This is a genomic window from Streptomyces humicola, from assembly GCF_024436035.1.
Classification (GTDB): Bacteria; Actinomycetota; Actinomycetes; order Streptomycetales; family Streptomycetaceae; genus Streptantibioticus_B; species Streptantibioticus_B humicola.
Genome location: NZ_JANFNG010000062.1, coordinates 1 through 3,693 on the forward strand (window position 1 = coordinate 1; position 3,693 = coordinate 3,693).

Sequence of the window (3,693 nt, forward strand, 5' to 3'; positions counted from 1 at the left end):
GATACACAAGCCTCGACCGGCTCAAGGCAGCCGCACGGACCAGCGAACTGTAACCAACGTTTACCAGACCCGTGACGGACGCTCGTCCGATCATCACGTGGCGCTGCCCTTGCCGAATACCTCGTCCGTGCAGGTGGGAGAGGGTTTCCGGATTGCCGACCGGGATCGCTCGAGGCGATGCCCTCGCGCGGCTTATTGCCGATCGCGGCCGGATCGACGGAGTAGTCGTTGGTGTCCACGCGGACGTAGTGGTCACGGCCGAGCCGGATGGAAAACCGCCACCAGTCGGGCGGGTCGACCGGCGGCAGCGCGACCATGCCGGCCTTGTCGGCCTCCCACCGGTCGGCCGGGCGGGCGCCCAGCGTGCGGTGCTGACGGCGGTTGGCGACCTTCAGCCACTCGCCCAGCTGGGTGTTGAAGTCGTCCGGGCCGGCGAAGTGACGCCCTGGCAGGTAGCTCGTCTCCAGGAAACCGTTGGCCCGTTCCACCAATCCCTTCGCTTCCGGGTCGCGGGGGCGGTAGAGGTGGATCTTGGTGGCCAGCAGGCCCGCGAACGCCGCGAACTCGCCCGTCACCCGGCCCCGGCCGACGCCGGCCTCGTTGTCCCAGACGAGCATCTTGGGGACGGCGCCCCAGCCGCTGAGCAGCCGCCAGTGGCCGTCGATCAGGTCTCCGGTCCGCCGCGAGGGCAGCATCCTGGCGGCGATCACCCGCGAGTAGCCGGACACCATCACCAGCACCGGCGGCCGCCCGGACTGCCCGTAACCGAGCGGGATGTCGACGACCGGGAACCATAGATCGCACTGGGCCAGCTCACCGGGGCGATACGTCGTCCGCGAGACCGGGTCGACCGGGAGATAGGCCGGCCGCAGCTCACGCACCCGGTCTTTCAGGATCGTCATCCCGCGGTCCCAGCCGATCCGCTCCGCGATCACCGTCGCCGGCATCGTCGGCGTCTGCTTGAGCAGCTCGCGGATCTCCGCTTCGACGGTGTCGACGGCCGAGCCCTTGAGCGGTCTCTCGTACTTCGGCGGCCGGTCGTGCGCCAGCGCGCGTTTCACCGTGTTCTTCGAGATGCCCAGATGCCGGGCGATCGCCCGGATCGGCATCTGCTCGGCCCGGTGCAACCGCCGGATCTCTGCCCAGTCCTCCACGAGAATCAACCCTTCCCTCAGGCCAGAGTCAGGCAAAGGGCACAAAGTGAGTCAGTTTTGATCCGCCGTCAGAGGGTCCGCGTTCGGCCGTCGGCGACAATGTCCGGTTCGGTGATCACGGGCACTTCTGCCGGTGCGAACCGGGCATGATCGCGGAGTTGGTCAAGAGCGGGTGGGATCGGCGATGATGCGTCGGCAGGCACGGTCTTCCACTCGGATCACGGGAGGTAGAGAAATCCGGGCGGCTGCTGACCGACCACCTTGATCTGGAACCAGGTCCATCTGCTCCACGCGCACCACGAGTACGACGCCTTCTACACCCAGCACCGGCCCCACCGCACCCTTCAGGCCGCAGCATCCCTGCGCCCACTCCCCCAACCGATCACCGAACCGGACCGACTCGACCACCGCGACATCCGACGACGTGATCGACTCGGCAGCGTCCTGCACGAGTATCAACATGCCGCGTGACCTGCATGGATGTAATTCTCGGCACCTACACGGGTGCGCCACTCTCCGTAACCATCCATATCGTTACGTATATAGCTCTTCGAAGCAGCTCGAGGCTCCCCACGTCAAGCGCTGTTCCCACTCAGGCCGATGCACATAACCTGGATGAACGCCACGACAGTCCCCCTGCGGCTACCGGAGAAGGCGCGTCAGAGTGGACCACGAGGGCAGCTAAGCTGGCTGCGGTCCCTGCGACGCGTAGGAAAGGGCAGAATGATGGCCGTGCCGCACCCGGAGAGTGACGGTCCGCTGATCCCCAAACCTGCGCTCACGCTCCCGGCACTACGACAAGCAGTGGCGTCGGTAGCTCCTTCCCGCCTGCCGGAATTCTTCGAGGACATGCAGAAGGCGTTCGTCCAGGCGGGCGACGAGGACAGCGTGGCACCCATCCGCATCTTCTACCGGCAATGGGGCGTGGTGGTCGAGATCGAACGACACCCCGCAACCGCCCAGCGACTGCACGCCGCCGAGGCCGCCATGGACAGCGCGGACGCTGAAGTGCGGGCGCGAGCCATTCACGAGGCCGGCGAGATCGTACGGGCGGCGCACCGTGAGGTCGCGGGTGGCTGACTGGCACTGGGAGGCCGATCCGGACACGCTCCTGGACGACCTGCCGGCACGGGCCCGCGGTGAGGCCGAGCGCCTGTCGGAGGAGATCACCGTTCGGGAGTCCATGGTATTCCTCGAGGGAGCCACGTTCACCGGGCGCAATCCCGGAGTACGCACCGTGAGCCGGGGTCGACTTCTGCTCACCTATCTCACGGACATCCGCGGCGAGCGGATCGTCGTGATTCAGGTCGCCTGGTTCGACTGACCGGCGCTGCGCCTGCCGAAAACACATCCTGTCCCGCGTGAAACTCGGGTTCGGGTCGCTGAGCTGGGCCATTCCTATGCGCAGGCAGTGTCGGCCGGAGGATGATCGGAGTCCATGCGGTGGTCATGGATCTACTTGCTGACGCGCAGGTCGCTGGAGCTGACGGGCCTGCGGTTGCTGGGCAGCGCGGCCAAGGACGTCGAACTGCTGGTGCTGCGGCACCAGCTCACGGTGCTCCGACGCAAGTCGGCCGGCCGAAGATGGAACCAGGCGACCGTGCGCCTGCCGAGAATGTTTTCCTGCCGCTCAGGGTCTTGTTCGGTGCTGCGGCAGGATGAGCACTCGTGTTGCCTCGTCTCGCCTACCTGACCGTCATTAACGCATTCGCCGCGCTGCGGCTGCTACCGATGAGCGACTGCGACAAAGACTCGGAGATTCTCGCCCTGCGTCACCAGATCATGGTCCTTGAGCGGCAACTCGGTGGAGACCGGGTGAACTTCTCTCCGGAAGACCGGGCCTCGCCGCACTACTGGTACCGCTGCCGCGCCAAGTTCTGCGCCGACTCCGGCTGCTGGTCCAACCCGACACCTTACTGCGATGGCACCGCGACCTGATCAAGCAGTGCCAAGCCCGCACCTGCCGACCAAAGAGGCCAGGACGGCCGCCCACCCTCCGCTCGATCCGCATCCTGATCCTGCGCCTGGTCCGGGAGAACCCGCTGGCTTTCGCGGAAGTCGCGATCTTGATAGAGGCAAATTTCCGGTAGAGGGGGTCGTGGGTTCCGAGGGTGGTGTAGATCCGTGCGAATCGTCGGCTCAGCGCCAAGAACTTCACCGCGTCCTCCGGGCCAACCCGGTCCGCCGGCCGGACATCGACGACCGGGCCCGAGCCGTCCTCCAGCCGTGCGAAGTAGTCCGGCGTATGCGAGATCCGGCGCTTCTCCCCCTGCCACGTCACCCGGAATGGCCGCACAACGAGCACCGAACGCACCGAACGCTGACGCAAGCCGCGCCGCTTCGCCCACTGCCCAAACCGATAAATGTGCCAGCGCACATCAGACACCTGGACGTCCGCCGTCGAGACCGACTCGGCGGAACCCTCCACGAGTACCGACATGCCGTTTGACCAGGCCGGATGATTAATCGGCACCCGCAATGTCGCTCGACTTTCGACGTTCTCGTTGATCGTTGTTGGGGTCGCTCGGGCGGGTGATGT

At 66.2% G+C, this 3,693-nt stretch carries 5 protein-coding genes; 3 read left to right on the forward strand and 2 right to left on the reverse strand.

What is annotated here, in order from left to right:
- Both istA and NGB36_RS34115 read right to left on the reverse strand, forming a co-directional pair.
- Window positions 1–1,163 (reverse strand): IS21 family transposase (gene istA / locus NGB36_RS32870; protein WP_255924324.1); only part of this gene is annotated, 1,163 nt, incomplete at its 3' end.
- Between the two features lie 153 nt (window positions 1,164–1,316).
- Entirely contained in the window at window positions 1,317–1,616 is a 300-nt protein-coding gene (locus NGB36_RS34115) for a hypothetical protein (protein WP_308288966.1), read from the reverse strand.
- A 270-nt stretch (window positions 1,617–1,886) separates the two neighbouring features.
- On the opposite strand from NGB36_RS34115, the gene NGB36_RS32880 reads away from it, so the two are divergent.
- The 3 genes from NGB36_RS32880 to NGB36_RS32890 all read left to right on the forward strand — a co-directional run bounded on the left by NGB36_RS32880 (window position 1,887) and on the right by NGB36_RS32890 (window position 3,092).
- A complete protein-coding gene (locus NGB36_RS32880) occupies window positions 1,887–2,234 on the forward strand; it encodes a hypothetical protein (RefSeq protein WP_255924321.1) in 348 nt (115 codons plus the stop codon).
- Complete coding sequence (locus NGB36_RS32885; RefSeq protein ID WP_255924322.1) at window positions 2,227–2,478, forward strand: hypothetical protein; 252 nt, start codon at window positions 2,227–2,229, stop codon at window positions 2,476–2,478. Before NGB36_RS32880 ends, NGB36_RS32885 begins: the two co-directional genes overlap by 8 nt.
- A gap of 344 nt (window positions 2,479–2,822) precedes the next feature.
- A complete protein-coding gene (locus NGB36_RS32890; protein ID WP_255924323.1) occupies window positions 2,823–3,092 on the forward strand; it encodes a hypothetical protein in 270 nt (89 codons plus the stop codon).
- The last annotated feature ends 601 nt before the right edge of the window (window positions 3,093–3,693 follow it).